The following is a 14,702-nucleotide window of genomic DNA, read 5'->3' as shown; positions in this document are numbered from 1 at the left end:
CCGCGGACCCCGGTCCCCACCACCGCGCGGCCCCCGCTACCGGGCGGCCGCCCGGTAGCGGTGCACCGCCAGCGGGACGAACACCGCCAGCAGCACCAGCGGCCACACCAGCGCCATGAGCAGGGCGTTCTGCGCCACCCAGGAGTCGGACACCACCCCGGGCGAGCCGAACAGGTCGCGGGCGGCGATCACCGTCGCCGACAGCGGGTTCCACTCCGCCAGCGGGGCCAGCCAGCCGGGCATGCTCGACGTGGGCACGAACGTGTCCGCGACCATGGCCAGCGGGAAGACCAGTGAGAAGAACTTCATGGCGGCCTCGGGGCTGCGCACCACCAGCCCCAGGTAGATGCCGATCCAGGTGAAGGCGAGCCGCAGCCACAGCAGCAGCCCCAGGGCGGCCAGCGCCGAGAGCCAGCCCTCGTTCCAGCGCCACCCGATGAGCAGGCCCATCCCGGCCAGCACGGCCAGGTCCACCACCCCGGAGACCACGTCGGAGACGCTGCGCCCGGCCAGCAGCGCCGACGGCGCCATCGGCAGGGTGCGGAACCGGTCGATGACGCCCCTCCCGGCGTCGGTGACCACGGCGATGGTGGTGTTGCCGATACCGAAGGCCATGGTGAGCGCGAAGAGGCCCGGCATCAGGAAGTCCCGGTAGTCGTCCACCCCGGCGGCGGCGCCCATGGTCTCGCCGAACACGAACCCGAACAGCAGCACCGCCAGCACCGGGATGAGCAGGGTGCCGATCAGCTCGTCGGGCTTGTGCACCAGGTGGGACAGGTAGCGGCGGGCCACCACCCCGGTGTCGGACAGCGCCCATCCCAGGCGCCTGGCCATCACGGTCATCGCGGACCCTCCCCGGTGGTCGCGTCCTCTCCGGTGCGGCGACCGGTCAGGCTGAGGAACACCTCGTCCAGGCTGGGCCTGCGCAGCGCGATGTCCTCCACCTCCAGCCCGGCCTCGTCCAGGGCCCGCACCACCTTGGCCAGTTCACTGCCGCGCCCGCCCACGGGGGCGCGCACCGTCTGGGTATCGGGGTCGACGTCGAGCGGGGCGCCGCACACCCGGCCCAGCACCTCCACGGCCTTGTCGACCTCGGAGGGGTCGGTGACCACCACCTCCACGCGGCTGCCGCCGACCCGCCGCTTGAGCTCGTCGGGGGCTCCCTCGGCGATGACCCGGCCGGCCTCCATCACCGACACCGTGTCGGCCAGCCGGTCGGCCTCCTCCAGGTACTGGGTGGTGAGCAGCACGGTGGTGCCCCGGTCGACGAGGTCGCGCACCGCCCGCCACACCTCGGCGCGGCTGCGCGGGTCCAGGCCGGTGGTGGGCTCGTCCAGGAACAGCACCTGCGGGTCCAGGATGAGGCTGGCCGCCAGGTCCAGGCGGCGGCGCATGCCGCCGGAGTAGTGGCGGACCGGGCGCTCGGCGGCGTCGGTGAGGCCGAACCGCTCCAGCAGCTCCGCGGCCCTGGCCTTGGCCTCCCGGGGCCGCAGGTGGTGCAGGCGGGCGAACATCTCCAGGTTGCGCCGGCCGCTGAGCACCTCGTCCAGGGCGGCGTACTGGCCGGTCAGGCCGATGCGCTCGCGTACCCGGCGGCTCTGGGAGGCCACGTCGTGCCCGGCCACCCGGACGCTGCCCTCGTCGAACCGGACCAGGGTGGACATCGCCCGGACCGCGGTGGTCTTGCCCGCGCCGTTGGGGCCGAGCAGGGCGTGCACCGTGCCCGGGCGCACGACCAGGTCGAACCCGTCCAGGGAGGGCCGGCTCCTGGACGGATAGGTCTTGCGGACCCCCTCGGCGAGGATCACCGGTCCGTCGGCGGTCACCGGGCGATCCTCTCCCCCGGGACGGCGGCCGCCCGCTGCGCGGGCAGGGCGGCGGACCGGGCCGGGGCGGCCGGTCGGGGCAGCGGGGTGCGGGCCACCGGGTCGACCAGGGTGACCTCCTCGTAGCGGCCCAGGGCGATCCGGGCCATGTTGCGCACCGACTCGCTGCCCTCGGTGTAGTAGGCGCAGTGGCCGGGGATGTCGCCGGTCTCGATGCGCAGGCCCCCGAAGCCGGGGCGCAGCGGGGTGGGCCCGTGGCCGAGGTCGCCGAGGCGGCCGCGCGGGAAGCGGCGGATCCAGTCGTCGCGCCCCTGGGCGACCCAGAGGTTCCCGGAGTAGCGCAGGTCGGCGGTGGAGGAGCCGCCCATGCCGGGGCTGCCCAGGGCGATGCAGTCGTCGACGCGGCCCTCGGCCAGCGCCAGGCCGCACACGACGGTCCCGTAGCTGTGCCCGACCAGGGTGATGTGGGCGTCGCCGGGCAGGTAATGGGTGAGCCGGACGAGGTCGGGGGCGGCCCGCCGGGCCGGTCCGCGCATCGCGCCCTCGAAGAATCCGCGGGGGGTGTCGTAGCCCATCCACACCACGACGGCGAAACTCTCCCCCGTGGCGACCTCGCCCATGGTCCGCAGCAGGGTCGCGCCGTTCACCCGGGGGCGGGTGGGACGGCTCGGGTCGAAGTAATTCCCCAGGTAATTGTCGTTTCCGGGGACGAGGACGATGATGTGATCGGCGGTCGCCGGATCACCCAGGGCCTCGACGATGCGCCCGTCGCCGGACTCGTCGTAAGCCAGCAGTCGAAGGCCGTTCCACTCCTGCTCCTCGTAGTGCAGAGGCGCCAGGGGCGGCGCGGTCCGGGGGCCCGCCGTGATCATGATCCTCCGTCGGATCGAGGGATTCTCTAACGGTTTCGACGTTAGATGCGCGGGTCGCCGCATTCGATGGTGCCGACTCCCGATTCACCGTCCACCCACACCCACCACGCGGGTGGTGGTGGCACTACCGACGAAAGTGGTGGAGGCCGCTTGATCTGCGATTCCTCCATTCTTCGCGGGAGATCCGCAGGTGAATTGTCCCCCCTCTCCATTCGCGTGTCCGAAACCGGCCGCCGACCGTTCACCGCCCGCACACCGTTCGAACGTCCGGGGAAATTCCGGGGAATCGTCCGGTACCGGCCCCCGCGGCGCTCCGGTGGCCCACCGCTCCGGCGGCGGGCAGCGAGGACGGGTACGGCCTGATCGAGAGGACCGCTTCGACACATCGGCGGTCTTTCGTGGGGGGAGCCGCCGCCCGCCTTCGACCCGTGCTTCACGTCCCGGCAGTCCTACTACGCGGCCCTCACCCCGACCTGAACCGCCCCCGCGCACATGTGAGGTCCGCCACTCCCCCGCAGGGGTCACCTCAAAGAACGCCCCGCGGGCACAGCCCGCGAACGATGCAAGACCGGCCACCGCCGAGATCCACAATGCACGCGGCCCCCGCCGCAGAGGATCGCCTCCGGCCGACCTGTCGGCACGGCCCGCGAACGATGCAAGACCGGCCACCGCCGAGGCCCCCGATACACGCGGCCCCGCCACAACGGGCCACCTCGAAGAAGACCCCTGCGGGCACAGCCCGCACACGATGTAAGACCAGCCGCCGCCGAGGCCCACGATGCACGCGGCCCCAGCCGCAGGGGGTCACCTCGGGGGGTTCGGGGGGTCTCCCCCCCCGGCAGGCACGACGAAGACGACCCTGCGAGGCGGCCGAAGGCCCCCGAGCAGGGTCGTCTGAGAGTCGAGTGGAGCTATGGGGATTCGAACCCCAGACCTCCTCCATGCCATGGAGGCGCGCTACCAACTGCGCCATAGCCCCTGGTGCGCCGCTCGGTTACCCCGGTCGGCGATGGAATTACTGTACCGAAGGTTAAGAGGTGGTTGAGCCAGGGGGGCGGTCCCGTGGCCGGTGGTGGCGGCGGACGGCCCGGGCCGGGGGCGAATACCCTGGGGGTGTGCCCGAATCAAAGCTTGAAATCCAGATGCTCCACGACCGCCTGCTGGTGAAGACGGTCCCCGACAAGAGCGAGCGGCGCAGCAGCGCGGGTCTGGTCATCCCGGACACGGTGAAGCTGGCGACGCGGCTCGCCTGGGGCGAGGTCGTGGGCGCCGGCACCGGCGCCCGCCATGTCAAGACCGGGGACCGGGTCCTGTTCGATCCGGAGGAGCAGGGCGAGGTCGAACTGAACGGCGAGCGGTACATCATCCTGCGCGAGCGGGACGTGCACGCGATCGCCAAGGAGGCCCCGGAGCGGGGTACCGGCCTGTACCTGTAGCACCCGTCGCCTCCGGGGCCCGTGGGCTCCCGGAGGTCCGCTCCGTATCGGGTCAGTCGTCCCGCCCGGGCCGCCGCTCCACCGCTTTGACGAGCGAGTGCAGGCACAGGGTGAGCGCTTCGTAGGCGGGGACCCTGGCCGTGGTGACGTAGGTCCAGCCGGCGTACAGCCCGGACCACAGCAGCTGTTCGGCCCACAGCGGGGTGATCCTGGGGTCGATGGTGCCGTCCTCGTGCCCCCGGACGATGAGCGCCTGCAGGGCCAGGTCGGCGGCGCTGCACTCGTCCTGGTCGCGGGCGTCCTCAGTTAGGTCGTCGGAGCCGAACGCCAGCATGATGACCTTGCGCAGCGTGAAGTACTCGGCGACGAGCCGGGTGAACGCCTCGATGGCGGTGCCCTCGGTGGTGCGCGCCCGCTCGCAGGCCTCGTTGGAGAGCTCGTCCGCGTAGTCGCGCAGGGCTTCGATGAGGTCGGCCCGTTCGGCGAAGTAGCGCTGCAGCGTGCTGCGGGCGACCCCGGCTGCTCTGGCCACCTGGGACAGGGGTGCGGCGGGGTTGTCTCCGAGGACCTGCACGGCCGCGTCCAGGATGGCGCGGCGGGTGCGGGCACGGGTCCTCGTCTCTTCCTCTGAGGTTGCGCTCTTCACCATGCGCTCATCCTAGGCTTGCGGGTATTTGGTTGACAATAATCGGTCACGTATGACCTAATTTCAAGCATGGCTGATCGCATTGAGACAAACGATGCCCCGATCCCGGCGGAGTCCCCGCCCGGGGAGGAGCCGCGCTTCGCCCAGCTGAAGGTGCTGTGGTCGTTCGTGCGCCCGCACCGCCGCAAGCTCCTGCTGGGCCTAGTCCTGGCGCTGCTCGGCTCCGGGTTGGAGCTGGCCAACCCCATGGTGGTCAAACTCGTCCTGGACACCCTGGCCGAGGGGGGCGGGCTGACGCTGCCCATCGTCCTGCTGCTGGGCCTGTTCGCCGTCGGCGCGGTGCTGGGCATGTACCACTGGATCCTGATGGGCACCGTCGCCGAGAAGGTCGTGCTGGACGCGCGCACTTCGCTGGTGCGCCGCTACTTCCGGGCCGCGCTGATCCCGCTGTCCCGCCGCTCCTCCGGCGAGCTGGTCACCCGGGCCACCTCCGACACCGTGCTGCTGCGCGAGGCCGCGTCCACGAGCGTCATCAGCCTCATCAACGGCGCCGTGCTGCTGGTCGGCACGCTGGTGATGATGGCGGTCCTGGACCTGGTCCTGGTGGCCGTCACGGCGGCCGCGGTGCTCATCGTGACGGTCCTGTTCCTCACCCTGATGCCCGCCCTGGCCAAGGCGCAGGAGAAGGCGCAGAACTCCCTGGGCCTGATGGGCGGCGTGCTGGACGGGGCGCTGCGGGCGATCCGCACCGTCAAGGTGAGCCGCGCCGAGGAGCGCCTGGGCGACACGATCCTCGTCCACGCCCGCGAGGCCGCCGAGCACGGCGTGCGGGCGGTCCGCCGGGAGGCGGTGGCCTGGACGATCGCGTTCAGCGGCATCCAGCTGGCGATCATCGCCATCCTGGGCGTGGGCGCCCTGCGGGTGGCCTCCGGCGACATCGGCGTGTCCACCCTGATCGCGTTCCTGCTGTACGCGTTCACGCTGCTGAACCCGGTCATGGAGCTGTCCCAGAGCGTGAGCACGCTGCAGTCGGGCATCGCCGCGGCCAAGCGGATCCGCGAGGTGGAGGCGATCCCGCTGGAGCCGGCCGCCGAGGCGCCCGCGGGCCCGGCGCCGGCTCCGCTCGGCGGCCGCCCCGCCTTCTCCAACGGGCACGGCCCGGACGCCCTGCTGGAGCTGCGGGGGGTGACCGCCCGCTACGCCCCGGGCGCCGCGCCCGCGCTCCGGGACGTGGACCTGGTGATCCCCCGGCGGGGGCACACCGCGATCGTGGGCCCGTCGGGGGCGGGCAAGACCACGGTGCTGTCGCTGCTGCTGCGGTTCCTGGAGCCGGAGGGCGGCGAACTGCGGGTGGACGGCACCCCCTACCGGGAGCTGACCCCCGAGCAGGTGCGCGCGCACTTCGCCTACGTGGAGCAGGACACCCCGGTGGTGCCGGGCACCCTGCGGGACAACCTGCTGTTCAGCCGCCCGGAGGCGACCGAGGAGGAGATCCGCCGGGTGGTCGGGGACGTCCGCCTGGCCGACAAGGTCGACGCCCTGGAGGAGGGCCTGGACACCCCGCTGGACGCCACGGCGTTCTCGGGCGGCCAGCGCCAGCGGGTGGCCCTGGCCCGGGCGCTGCTGCGTTCGCCGGACGTGCTGCTGCTGGACGAGGCGACCTCGCAGGTGGACGCCATCACCGAGGCGGCGATCACCGAGAGCGTGCGGCGGCACGCCGACCGGGCGGCCGTGGTGACGGTGGCGCACCGGTTGTCGACGGTGATCCACGCCGACCGGATCATCCTGATGGAGGAGGGCGGGGTGCGCGCCCAGGGGACGCACACCGAACTGCTGGAACGCGACGAGCTGTACCGCGACCTGGTCGCGGCGCTGCACATCGCCGAGGTCGAGGCCGAGGTGCCGGAGCCGACCGCGGCCGGCTGAGCCGCGGGTGCGTTCGGCCGCGCCGCCCCGGCCCGGGGTCCCCGGGCCGGGGCGGTCCCGTGTCCGGGCGGTCAGGGCGCGGCGGGCGCCCCGGCCACGCCGAACGGGTTGTCGATGACGTACCGCCACAGCCCGTCGGCCCCGCGCCGGGCCACGTCGGTGGCGGTGCCGCGGATGTCGACCTCCCGCCCGTCGGGTCCGGTGCCGCGCACCTCCCAGTCGACGATGAGGAAGGCGATGTCGCCCGCCTGGTGGACGTGCCGGGGGCTGACCGCGATCGGCACGCCCAGGGACATGAACCGGGCGTTGCCCTCGCGCCGCGCGGCCCCGGTCAGCGGGGCGGCCGGGTCCAGGACGAGGATCCCGTCCTCCTCGTAGACGCGTTCCACCAGGTCGGGGTCGCCGGAGTTGAAGGCGCTGGCGAACACGGCGGGGTGTTCGCGCACGTCGGTGGTCAGGGGCAGTACGTCGGTCTGTGATCCGCTCATGCCCCCAGCCAACCGTGCGGCCGCGCCCGGGTAAAGCGGTTATCCCAGGAGCGCCCCGACGGTGCGCAGGGTCCCGTCGCGCAGACCGGTGAGGCGGGTGGCGGTGGCGAGCCCGCTCATCGCCCGGGAGGCGCGCACGAGGCGGGCGGCCGGGCGGCGGCGCTCCCGGTCGTAGCGGGCCAGCCCCCGGGCGACGGCGGGGGCCTCGCCCAGTGCCCGGGCCAGGGCGGCCGCGTCCACCAGGGACTCGCAGGCGCCCCGCCCCAGGTTGGGCGCCATGGCGTGGGCGGCGTCGCCGATGAGGACGTGGCGCCCGCGCACGTAGGAGGCCGGGGCGGGCAGGTCGTAGAGGGTGCGCCGGTCGACGGCGGTGCCGGGCAGCGCGTCCAGGACCCGGGCGACCCCCGCGTGCCAGCCGCCGTACAGCCGGCGCAGCAGGACGACGGGGTCCGCCCCGCGGTCGGGCGCCAGGTCGGCGCGCACGGCCGCGTACCAGTTGGCGGCGCGGCCGTCCATGGGGGTGACGCCGAAGAGGCGGCCGCTCCCCCAGGTCTCGGTGAAGGTCGCGACATGGCCGGGCACGGCTCCCCGGTAGGCGACGGTGCCCAGCCCCCGGGAGGCGGGCGCGGCGGGGAAGGCGCCGCGGCGGACGGCGCCGTTGAGGCCGTCGGCCCCGACGACCACGTCGAATCCGCCCGCTCCGGCGGCGGCCTCCTCCGGGGTGACGGGGGTGTTCCAGCGGACCGTTCCCGCGGGCAGGGCGCCGGCCAGGATCTCCAGCAGCGCGGAACGGGCGACCAGGCGGGCGGCGGGGGCGCGCCGGTCCAGGCGCACGAGGGTCCGTCCGGCGGGGTCGGCCAGCCGCGCGGCGGTGGGGACGCTCCCGGTGGCGCGGACCGCATCCCCCAGGCCGAGCCGGTCCAGGGCCTCCAGGGCGGGCGGCCACATGCCCAGCGCCCCGCCGATGTCGGGCGGGCCGGCGTGGCGTTCGCGCACCTCGACCTCCCAGCCCCGGTCCAGCAGGCCGCGGGCGGCGGCGAGTCCGGCGATGCCGCCTCCGACGATGAGTGCTCTACCGTTCATGGCCCCACGCTACTACGATCATAGTAGCCCGTCACTACGTTTATAGTTCCCCCATGTCGGAGACTCGCGAACGCGCCCTGGACGCCGCCATCACCCTGCTCGGCACGGGCGGCGCGCACGCCCTCACCCACGGCCGGGTGGACGCCGCGGCGGGTCTGCCCAGGGGGTCGTCCTCCAACCACTTCCGCACCCGCGACGCGCTCGTCACCGCCGTCGTGGAACGGCTGGAGGAGCTGGACCGGCGCGACTGGGCGGCGATGGACCTGCCCGGGGAGCCGACGCTCGACCTCTTCCTGGACGCCGTCACCCGGTTCATCGAGGCCTCGGTGACCACCGACCGGGTCCGCACCGTCGCCCGTTACGCGCTGTCGGTGGAGGCCACCCACGACCCCCGGATCGCCGCCGCCCTGTCCCGGGGCGCGGCCCTCATCCAGGAGTGGGGCGCGCGCGTCCTCGCCGACCTGGGCGCGGCCGACCCGCAGGCGGCGATGCGCACCCTGATGGCCTACGCCGACGGGCTCATCCTGCGCGGGGTCACCCGCCCCGGGGTCGTCGAGCCCCGGGAGCGGATGGCCGCCGTGGTCCGCGCCTGCCTGGAGTGACCCCGGCGTTCAGCCCTTGACCGCGCCGGAGGTCAGCCCGGCCACGATCCGGCGCTGGAGCACCAGCGCGAAGAGGATCAGGGGGACCGAGACCAGCACCGACGCCGCCATGACCTGGCCGATCGGGTTCTCGTACCCGACGCGCTGGAAGGTGCCGATGAACACCGGGACCGTCTGCACGTTGAGGTCGCGGGGCGCGAACGAGAACGCCAGCAGGAACTCGTTGGTGGCGTACACGAACGTCAGGATCGACGCGGCGCCCACCCCGGGCGCCGCCAGCGGCGCCACCACCCGCCAGAACGCCTGGAACGGCGTGGCCCCGTCCACCTTCGCCGACTCCTCGACCTCGCGCGGGATGCCCGCGAAGAACGTGGCCAGGATGAAGATGGACAGCGGCAGGGTCAGCGCCACGTACGGGATCACCATGCCCGCGTAGCTGTTGAGCAGGTTGACCCCGGTCAGCGACTGGAGCTCCAGGTACATCTGGTACAGCGGGTTGACCAGCGCCACCGGCGGGAAGAGGGTCGCCACCAGGGTGACGGCCAGCAGCACGAACCTCCCGCGCAGCGGCAGCCGGGCCAGGGCGTAGCCCGCCAGCGCCGCCACCGGGATGCAGATGACCGTGGTCAGCGCCGCCACGAGCAGCGAGTTGCGCAGCGCGAACTGGAACCCCAGGTCGAAGACCTGGCCGTAGTTGTCCAGGCTGAACGGCCCGTGCAGGATGTTGGGGTCGGTGAGCGCCACCGACCCGGTGCGCAGGCTGGTCATCGCCATCCACAGGAACGGGAACAGGCACCACAGCAGCACCACCGCCAGTCCCAGCAGCTTGAGCGCGTTGACCAGGGCCGGCGGCGTCCCCCGCCGTGTCCGGTGCGCCTCGCGCACCGCCTCGCGGGCCCGGTCCTGCTCCGAGATCGTCACCGCTTCACCTCCCGTGCCGTGTCGCCGACCATGTGCCGCCCCATCCGGGAGATGAACGCCAGGCCGACCAGCATGACGATCACGAAGGTGACGGTGGACAGCGCGCTCGCGTAGCCGAGGCGGGGCTCGGCGACGAGGAAGCGCTGCGCGTACACCGACAGTGTCGCCAGCGAGTTGGAGTACCCGGCGAACACGTACGCGAAGTCGAACATGCGCAGCGCGTCCACCGTGCGGAACAGCAGCGCCACCACGATCGCGGGGCGCAGCAGCGGCAGCGTGACGGACCAGAAGCGCTGGAGCACCCCGGCGCCGTCCATCTTGGCCGCCTCGTAGTAGTCCTTGGGGATCGTCTGGAGCCCGGCCAGCAGCAGCAGGGCCACGAACGGCGCGGTCTTCCACACGTCCGCGGCGATGATGCCGACCATGGACCAGGCCGGGTCGCGCAGCCAGTTGACGTCGGTGCCGAGCACCGCGTTCACGAACCCCGGGTTGTGGTCGAACATGTACCGCCACACCTGGGCGGCGACGGCGGTGGGGATCACCCACGGCACCAGGATCACCGCCCGGGTGAGGCCGCGGCCGACGAACGCCTGGTGCATGATCAGCGCGAAGCCCAGTCCGATCACGAACTCCAGCGTCACCGAGGCCACGGTGAAGACCAGGGTGTTGAGCGCCGCGTTGTAGAAGCCGGGGTCGGTGAGGGCCCGCGCGTAGTTGCCCAACCCCGTGAAGTCCTGGTTGAAGCCGCGGATCTCGTAGAGGCTCATCAGGACGGCGTAGAAGACCGGGAAGAGCGCGATGACGGCCATGAAGGCGAACGAGGGTGCCAGGAAGATCCTCCCCATGGCCCGTTCGCCCAGGCCGTGGCCCGGGTTCCGGCGGGGCCCCCGGCCGCCGCCCCGGGAGGTCCGGCCTCCCCCGCCGCCTCCGTCCCCGCCCCCGCGCGGCCGGGGCACCCGGCCCGTGCGGTCCTGCGCCGTGTGTCCGCTGCTCTGTCGTGTCGCCATGTCCTACTCCTGCCGGAGGGCGTCGTCCGCGGCGCGTTCCACGGCCTCCAGGGCGGGCCCGGGATCGGCCTGGCCCAGGAAGGCGGGGTGGAGCTCGTCCTGGATCGCCAGGGAGAGCGAGTTGTACCCCGGGACCGGGGGCCGGGCGTGCGCCTCGGCCAGGATGTCGCCGAGCATCCGGAAGTTCGGGTCCTCCGAGTCCTCGTAGACCGACTCCATGGTGGGCGGCAGACTGTTCTCGGCCAGCAGGGCCTGGGCCCCGGGGTCGGTGGCCGCCCACAGGACGAACTCGCGGGCCACCTCCTTCTCGTCGCTCAGAGTGCTCACGGCGTTGTTGAGCCCGCCCAGGGCGCTGGTGGTGCCCTCTCCGTCGAAGGTCGGCAGCGGGGCCACGGCGAAGTCGTCCGCGACCGCGCTCTCCTCGCCGGCCTCGCCCGACAGCAGCGGCACGGCGTAGGGCCAGTTGCGCATGTACACCGCCTCGCCGGCCTGGAACAGGGCCCGGGCGTCGTCCTCCACCATGGAGTCGTAGCCCTCGGCGTAGAAGCCGGTGGCGTGGGCCCGGGTCATGAAGTCCAGCGCGGTGGAGGCGGCGTCGCCCTCCAGGAAGGTGCTCCGGGTCTGCCCTTCGTCGAACAGCTCGCCCCCGGCGGCCCAGAACAGCTCCAGGTAGCTGACGACGAACCCCTCGTAGCGGTCCCCCTGGCCGACGAAGCCGGAGATCCCCGCCTCCTCGGCGGCCGCCGTCCCGGTCTCGTACAGCTCCTCCCAGGTCCGGGGCGGCTCGTCGATGAGGTCGGTGCGGTAGTAGAGGAAGGCCCCGTTGGAGGAGTACGGGAGGGCGAAGAGCTCCTGCCGCCACTGGGCGGTGTCGACGGCGCCGGGCAGGCTCACCCCCTCGACCTCCGGGCGCAGGTCCTCCAGGCTCTCGATGTAGCCGAAGTCGGCGAACTCGCCCGTCCAGATCACGTCGAGCCCCAGGACGTCGAACTGCCCCGCCCGGCTCTGGAGGTCCTGGAACATGGCCTGGCGCTGCTCGTCGGCGGTGGGCGCCAGGAAGAAGACCTCCACCTGGCGGTCGGGGTGGGTCTCGTTCCACAGGGCGGCGACCTGCTCGTGGGCGGCCCGGTCGGCGCCGGTGACGGCCCAGACGATCCGGGGGTCGTCGGCCAGGCCGGCCCCTCCGCCCTCCTGCCCCGGCGGCGCGCCGCACCCGGACGACAGGACCATCAGCAGGGCGGCGGCCCCGGCCGCGAGCGGACGCGCGACCCGCGTCCGGCGCCCCCGCGGTCCGCGCCCCGGCAGGAAGAACATGGGCCTCTCCTTCCGATCCCGGTGGCTGTACGCGATCGGTCGAACGTGTTCTGGAGTCATCTCCCCGGAAACGGCACGGAAACATCCTCGCGCGCGGTGTGGAAAAGCGAGGGCAAGTCTTCGCACTGGGTTCGGACGGAAAAGGCGGCCCGTGGGACGGCGGCGGCGCGACGCGGCGGGCCGCGGGCCCGGTCCCCGACCGGGCCCGCGGTGTGTCAGGCGCCGTGGGCCGCGGGGACGTCCAGGACCCAGGTCAGGCCGAAGCGGTCCCGGAGCATGCCGTAGGCCCGCGCCCACGCGGACTCCCCCAGGGGCTGCACGACGGCGGCGCCCTCGCTCAGCTTCTCCCAGTACCCGGCGACCTCCTCGACCGAGTCGCCGCGCACCGACACGAAGTAGGGCCGCTCCCCCGGGTTCCACGGGGTGTGCCCGGGCACGTCGTAGGCCATCAGGCGGAAGCCCGCCGGGGACTCCACCTGCCCCCACATGACCTGGTCGGCCTCGGCCTCGTCGGTGACACCGCCGGCGTCCCGGTAGGTGATCACGGCGAGGTCGCCGCCGAACACGTCCCGGTAGAACTCCAGCGCCGCCCGGGCGTCGCCCCGGAAGTTGGCATGGGTCGTCGTGGTGATGGACATGGTCGCTCCCTTGTTCCGGGCCGCCGTCCGGCGGCCCCGCGGACAAGGTCGCAGGGGAGGCGGACAGGGGGTGGCCTCTTCCCCCGGCAGGATCGGGGGCGTGCAGAAGACCTCCGTGCGGCTGCTGAAGCTGCTCTCGCTCCTCCAGGTCCGCCGGGACTGGCCGGGCCCCCTGCTGGCCGAGCGGCTGGGCGTCAGCCCGCGCACCGTGCGCCGCGACGTCGACAGGCTGCGCGAGCTCGGCTACCCCGTGGCGGCCGCCAAGGGCCCCGACGGCGGCTACCGCCTGGACGCGGGCGCCGACCGGCCCCCGCCTTTGTTCGACGACGGGCAGGCGACCGTCCTGGCCCTGGCGCTGCGGCTGGCGGCGGCCGGCCCCGAGGGCTCCGACGTGGCGGAGGACGCGTTGCGCGCCCTGCACACCGTCCGCGGGCTCGTGCCCGCGCGGCTGCGCCGCCGGATCGACACCCTGGACGCCTCGGCGGCCGAGGATCCCGGTCCCCGGCCGCCGGTCGGCGGCGGCGTCCTGGCCGCGCTGGGCTCGGCCGTGCACGCCCGCGAGGTGCTGCGCTTCGACTACGCCGCACCGGGCCGGGACGACGGCCCCCTCGGGCCCCCGCCGCGCCGGGCGGAGCCCCACCACCTGGTGGCCCGGGGCGGGCGCTGGTACCTGTTGGCCTGGGATCTGGACCGCGGCGACTGGCGCACCTTTCGGGCGGACCGCATCACACCGCGCCCGCTCACCGGTCCCCGGTTCTCCCCGCGCGAGCCGCCGGGCGGGGACGCCGCGGCCTTCGTCGCCGCCCGGTTCCGGGGCGCGGACGGGACGGGCGTCCCTCCCTGCCGCGGCGAGGTGCTCCTCGACCTGCCCGCGGCCGCGGCGGCCCCCTACGTCGGCGACGGCACCGTCGAGGAGGCGGGCCCGGACCGGTGCCGGCTCGTGCTGTACTCGTGGTCGTGGACGGGCCTGGCCGCGGCGGTCGGCCGGTTCGACGCCGGGTTCGAGGTCGTCGGTCCGGACGAGCTGGCGGACGCCTGCGCCCGCCTGGCCGACCGCTACACGGCGGCCACCCGCCGGAGAGCGGGCGGCACCCCCTGAACCGCGCACCGGCCCCGCGTCGCCGGGCCGTCCAGAGGCGGATCCCCGGCCTCCGGTGGCCCCGTGTCGGTGCCCGCGGCGATGATGGCACCACGGACCGGACCCGGAGGGGACGATGGCGATCGAGAGCCTGCACAGGATGTCGGACTCGCCCCACGTGGCGTGCGTCTGGCGGGGGCGGGCGTCGGGGTTCGAGGCCATGACCTCGGTCGCGACGTCCACCTGGGAGCTCGTGTTCTGGGAGGAGGGGGGCCGCGGGCACGCGGCCGTCCGCGGGCCCGAGACCGCCGCGTCCAGCGTGGAGCTGGCGGGCGACTCGGAGTCGCTGGGCATCACCTTCGCGCACGGGACCGTACTGCCTCACCTGCCGCGGCTGGTCGACTCGGCCGTGGAGAGCCCCCACGTCACAGAGCGGACGTTCGTGCTGGGCGGCCGGGAGTGGGAGGTCCCGGGCTTCGACGACGCCGAGGCCCTGGTGGCACGGCTGGCGCGGGCGGGGGTGATCTCCCGCGACCCCCTCGTGGACGAGGTGGTCTGGGGCGGGATCGCGCGGGTGGGGACCCGGTCGGTGCAGCGGCGCGTCGCGGCCGCCACCGGGCTCACCCAGGGGGCGATCCGGCAGATCGAACGCGCCCGGGAGGCGGCGCTGCTCCTCGGCGGGGGCGCCGCGCCGCTGGACGTGGTGCACCGGCTGGGGTACTACGACCAGCCGCACCTGGCCCGCTCGCTCCAGCGGTTCATCGGGCGGACGGCCACCCAGTTGCAGGAGGGGCGGGGGACGATGTCGCTTCTGTACAAGACCGGGCCCCCGGCCGGTTCCTAGCCTGGGGTCACAGCGGTGGGA

General features: G+C 73.8%; 15 protein-coding genes and 1 tRNA gene. 5 read left to right on the top strand and 11 right to left on the bottom strand.

Annotation, left to right across the window (positions count from 1 at the left end; translation table 11 throughout):
• Positions 1-36 precede the first annotated feature (36 nt).
• From KGD84_RS08215 to KGD84_RS08200, 4 genes are all read right to left on the bottom strand, one after another.
• Positions 37-843, bottom strand: a complete 807-nt coding sequence (locus tag KGD84_RS08215; RefSeq protein ID WP_220559663.1) for an ABC transporter permease — start codon at positions 841-843, stop codon at positions 37-39.
• Positions 840-1,826: an ATP-binding cassette domain-containing protein gene (locus KGD84_RS08210; protein ID WP_255646399.1), complete on the bottom strand. Its 987-nt coding sequence runs from the start codon at positions 1,824-1,826 to the stop codon at positions 840-842. The genes KGD84_RS08215 and KGD84_RS08210 overlap by 4 nt, the downstream gene beginning before the upstream one ends.
• Complete coding sequence (locus KGD84_RS08205) at positions 1,823-2,698, bottom strand: alpha/beta hydrolase (RefSeq protein ID WP_220559662.1); 876 nt, start codon at positions 2,696-2,698, stop codon at positions 1,823-1,825. The genes KGD84_RS08210 and KGD84_RS08205 overlap by 4 nt, the downstream gene beginning before the upstream one ends.
• 906 nt (positions 2,699-3,604) lie before the next feature.
• Positions 3,605-3,677, bottom strand: a tRNA-Ala gene (locus KGD84_RS08200).
• Between the two features lie 163 nt (positions 3,678-3,840).
• Between KGD84_RS08200 and KGD84_RS08195 the strand changes: the two genes are divergently transcribed.
• Entirely contained in the window at positions 3,841-4,134 is a 294-nt protein-coding gene (locus KGD84_RS08195; RefSeq protein WP_220565614.1) for a GroES family chaperonin, read from the top strand.
• A 52-nt stretch (positions 4,135-4,186) separates the two neighbouring features.
• Here KGD84_RS08195 and KGD84_RS08190 read toward each other — a convergent pair whose 3' ends face one another.
• Positions 4,187-4,783 (bottom strand): TetR/AcrR family transcriptional regulator, encoded by a 597-nt coding sequence (locus tag KGD84_RS08190; protein ID WP_220559661.1) that lies wholly within the window; start codon positions 4,781-4,783, stop codon positions 4,187-4,189.
• Positions 4,784-4,933: 150 nt separating this feature from the next.
• Here KGD84_RS08190 and KGD84_RS08185 point away from each other — a divergent pair, with 150 nt between their 5' ends.
• Positions 4,934-6,706, top strand: a complete 1,773-nt coding sequence (locus tag KGD84_RS08185) for an ABC transporter ATP-binding protein (RefSeq protein WP_220565613.1) — start codon at positions 4,934-4,936, stop codon at positions 6,704-6,706.
• 71 nt (positions 6,707-6,777) lie between these two features.
• On the opposite strand, the gene KGD84_RS08180 is transcribed toward KGD84_RS08185, so the two are convergent.
• Positions 6,778-7,194, bottom strand: a complete 417-nt coding sequence (locus tag KGD84_RS08180; RefSeq protein WP_220559660.1) for a YybH family protein — start codon at positions 7,192-7,194, stop codon at positions 6,778-6,780.
• Positions 7,195-7,233: 39 nt separating this feature from the next.
• Entirely contained in the window at positions 7,234-8,277 is a 1,044-nt protein-coding gene (locus tag KGD84_RS08175) for an FAD-dependent monooxygenase (RefSeq protein ID WP_220559659.1), read from the bottom strand.
• Between the two features lie 53 nt (positions 8,278-8,330).
• On the opposite strand from KGD84_RS08175, the gene KGD84_RS08170 reads away from it, so the two are divergent.
• Complete coding sequence (locus tag KGD84_RS08170; protein WP_220559658.1) at positions 8,331-8,879, top strand: TetR/AcrR family transcriptional regulator; 549 nt, start codon at positions 8,331-8,333, stop codon at positions 8,877-8,879.
• Between the two features lie 9 nt (positions 8,880-8,888).
• Here the strand turns inward: KGD84_RS08170 and KGD84_RS08165 are convergent, their stop codons facing one another.
• The 4 genes from KGD84_RS08165 to KGD84_RS08150 all read right to left on the bottom strand — a co-directional run bounded on the left by KGD84_RS08165 (position 8,889) and on the right by KGD84_RS08150 (position 12,759).
• Positions 8,889-9,800: a carbohydrate ABC transporter permease gene (locus KGD84_RS08165; protein ID WP_255646398.1), complete on the bottom strand. Its 912-nt coding sequence runs from the start codon at positions 9,798-9,800 to the stop codon at positions 8,889-8,891.
• On the bottom strand, positions 9,797-10,645 hold the full coding sequence (locus tag KGD84_RS08160) for a carbohydrate ABC transporter permease (RefSeq protein WP_220565611.1): 849 nt from the start codon (positions 10,643-10,645) through the stop codon (positions 9,797-9,799). The genes KGD84_RS08165 and KGD84_RS08160 overlap by 4 nt, the downstream gene beginning before the upstream one ends.
• A gap of 165 nt (positions 10,646-10,810) precedes the next feature.
• On the bottom strand, positions 10,811-12,121 hold the full coding sequence (locus KGD84_RS08155) for an ABC transporter substrate-binding protein (RefSeq protein WP_255646397.1): 1,311 nt from the start codon (positions 12,119-12,121) through the stop codon (positions 10,811-10,813).
• Between the two features lie 215 nt (positions 12,122-12,336).
• Positions 12,337-12,759 (bottom strand): VOC family protein, encoded by a 423-nt coding sequence (locus KGD84_RS08150; protein ID WP_220559656.1) that lies wholly within the window; start codon positions 12,757-12,759, stop codon positions 12,337-12,339.
• A 100-nt stretch (positions 12,760-12,859) separates the two neighbouring features.
• Here KGD84_RS08150 and KGD84_RS08145 point away from each other — a divergent pair, with 100 nt between their 5' ends.
• On the top strand, positions 12,860-13,858 hold the full coding sequence (locus KGD84_RS08145) for a helix-turn-helix transcriptional regulator (protein WP_255646396.1): 999 nt from the start codon (positions 12,860-12,862) through the stop codon (positions 13,856-13,858).
• Between the two features lie 115 nt (positions 13,859-13,973).
• A complete protein-coding gene (locus KGD84_RS08140; RefSeq protein WP_220559654.1) occupies positions 13,974-14,681 on the top strand; it encodes a hypothetical protein in 708 nt (235 codons plus the stop codon).
• Positions 14,682-14,702: the final 21 nt, after the last annotated feature.

Source organism: Nocardiopsis changdeensis, assembly GCF_018316655.1.
In the GTDB taxonomy this organism is placed as follows: domain Bacteria; phylum Actinomycetota; class Actinomycetes; order Streptosporangiales; family Streptosporangiaceae; genus Nocardiopsis; species Nocardiopsis changdeensis.
Note: the sequence above shows the minus strand (reverse complement) of the source record. Positions and strands in the feature narration are given on the sequence as shown.